We start from the raw sequence: 2212 nt of genomic DNA, 5'->3' as shown, positions 1-2212 counted from the left end.
TGGCCAAACTGGATCGTGATGCGTTCTTCAATGCTGAGTTCATGATATGACATAGGTTCACCGTACCGGATTGGTCAGGTGTTGCGCTCAGTTTTTGCCGCCGCCCCTTCTTCATTTGGCCACGGGGGTTGGTGGACAAAACTGCCTGCCGGACGTCCCCGACGAGCCGTATAGCTATGCGGGTGCCGAACAGGGCCTCCAGAATGTCCCAATCGTAACCTGAAAGATCCTGCACCTCGTCGATGAGTATTTCGTCGTAGAGGCATTCGAGGCGTTGAATCAAAGCCCCGCCGCTTTGGCCAATGAGTTGGTGGGCCAGGCGTGCTAATTCCTTTGCATACACGCTGTCCGAAGGATCGAAAAATCGATTCTCGTCGACGGCGTATCGTCCCGGATCACCTTCGAAATTGAAGCCCCTGCACCGCTTGCCGGGGAATGCAAATGGCACGAAGGGTTTGACGAAATGACGCAGCAGGAAGCTGAACCACCCCGAGACCTCCAAGTTGGGGCGGTCGCCGACATACCGCCTCACCCGCTCGCGCAACTCGATTTGATTGGCCTGTGCGAAGGTGATGAGCAGGATTTTGCGATCGGCTGGTAATGCCTTGCAGTGGTCAACTAGGCCTTGAGTCTTACGTGCGCCCGCAACTGCCAAGGTCAGGTAATTGTTAGCCATGGATGAACTTCGCTGCCGCGGCCATGTATGGCGGGGGGGTAACAGTCTCCTCGGATTTGGCGATGAGGAGTGCTGCTTCCGTTTTTTCTCTCGAAATCCATTTGCCAAGAATGGCCCGATCAGTGACTCCAAGAATCTTGCGCAGAGACTCATCGCTGTTGCACGCCATCAATTGCGGCTCCAGCGTCTTGCCCGCTTCTTTCGCTCCAATGAAGAGCTCACGCTTTCCTGTTTCGAGCAACTCGTTGACGTTTTCCCTAAGAGTTTCTGGGTCTTCCCCGTCGTTGTCTCGAAGCACGGCAACGGGCCGATCAATGGCCGTACACAGTTCTAGGCAGCGCTTCAACGTCAGCCCGTGCATGCTCATCACGTCAATCCCCAGCTCCATCGGGTGCTTACCATAGAGGTCTCTGAAGAAGCGCTCAAACAGGATCTCGTCTGAAGGGCCTTCTACTAGGACGAGCTTGTGAGCCAACACCATCCGCAACGTGTCGAAGCCTGGGAGCTTTTGGAAATAGCCGACCGTGTCCGGATCAAGTGCCTCGATGTGAGATGCCTTGCCGCGATGCAGGAGGAGCAAGGAGCTCAGACCTAGGCGATTCAGCACATAGGCACTGTGGGTCGAGATGAACAACTGCCGCTCGCCTGCAGCCTCCTCAATGCGAGACAGCAGCGTGGTCAAGCTCGTATGCGACAGATGATTCTCCGGCTCTTCAATCATCACAATGCTGGTGTGCTCGGACATGCGCTGCATGGCCAGCGAAATCTTGATCGAAGCTTGCTGCCCTTGGCCTGCCAACGCGAAAGGCACATGATCCACGTGCGGTGTGACCGACCCCTCCCAGGAAGATTGAGCGCTTTGATCCATGGCCAAAGCCATCTCCTGGTGATCCAGTGGCGCTCGAATTTTCTTCAGGCGTTTATTCACTTCTCCCAATGAGTTAGAGGTCATGGACTCTTTGATCTCGCGGTAATGCTGGGAGATCTTGGCTTTCTCGCCCGGCTCCAAATGGTCACTGAGGATTTGGCGCAGGTGGTAGTCGATGCCAGAGGTCGAGCGGACGGTACGGGAATCGATAGTCGCAACGGCGAGCTGCCGGGGGCGCCGGGTCAGTACCTCATCCCCAAAGGTACGCCATTCAATCTTGTAGTACTCAACGGGTATCAGTGCGCTCGGGTTGATACGCCATTGGGTCAGCTCCTCGTGGTACTCAGGGTTGGGGATGACCTTGAACGAGATACCAGAGCAGGCATTCGTCTTCCTGTCGCTATTGATCGCGCCACAGAGAAACTGCAGTTCAGGCCGATTTTCCAGAAATAGCTCAATCAAGATTTCCGGAAGAGCGGGATTTTCACTCCAGTCGCAATCCTCCAAGAATTGATTAACCAGCTGTTTATTGAACCAGTATGGGTTCAGCTCTTCCTGAGCGGAGCGGCCACCGATACGCCCGTTGAGCGCGAGACCGATCGCCTCCATCAGGGTCGATTTCCCCGCGTCATTACCACCCACAAGAATATTGGTATCCGTCTGGCCAT

2 protein-coding genes are annotated in these 2212 nt (G+C 55.2%); both read right to left on the bottom strand.

Annotated elements, in window-relative coordinates:
* The coding region (locus DW49_RS0124680; RefSeq protein WP_024421516.1) for a UvrD-helicase domain-containing protein at positions 1-676 on the bottom strand (676 nt) is incomplete at its 3' end.
* On the bottom strand, positions 669-2212 hold a 1544-nt coding region (locus DW49_RS0124675), incomplete at its 5' end, for an ATP-dependent nuclease (protein WP_024421515.1). The genes DW49_RS0124675 and DW49_RS0124680, both read right to left, overlap by 8 nt.

This window comes from Pseudomonas avellanae BPIC 631 (genome assembly GCF_000444135.1).
In the GTDB taxonomy this organism is placed as follows: Bacteria; Pseudomonadota; Gammaproteobacteria; order Pseudomonadales; family Pseudomonadaceae; genus Aquipseudomonas; species Aquipseudomonas avellanae.
Note: the sequence above shows the minus strand (reverse complement) of the source record. Positions and strands in the feature narration are given on the sequence as shown.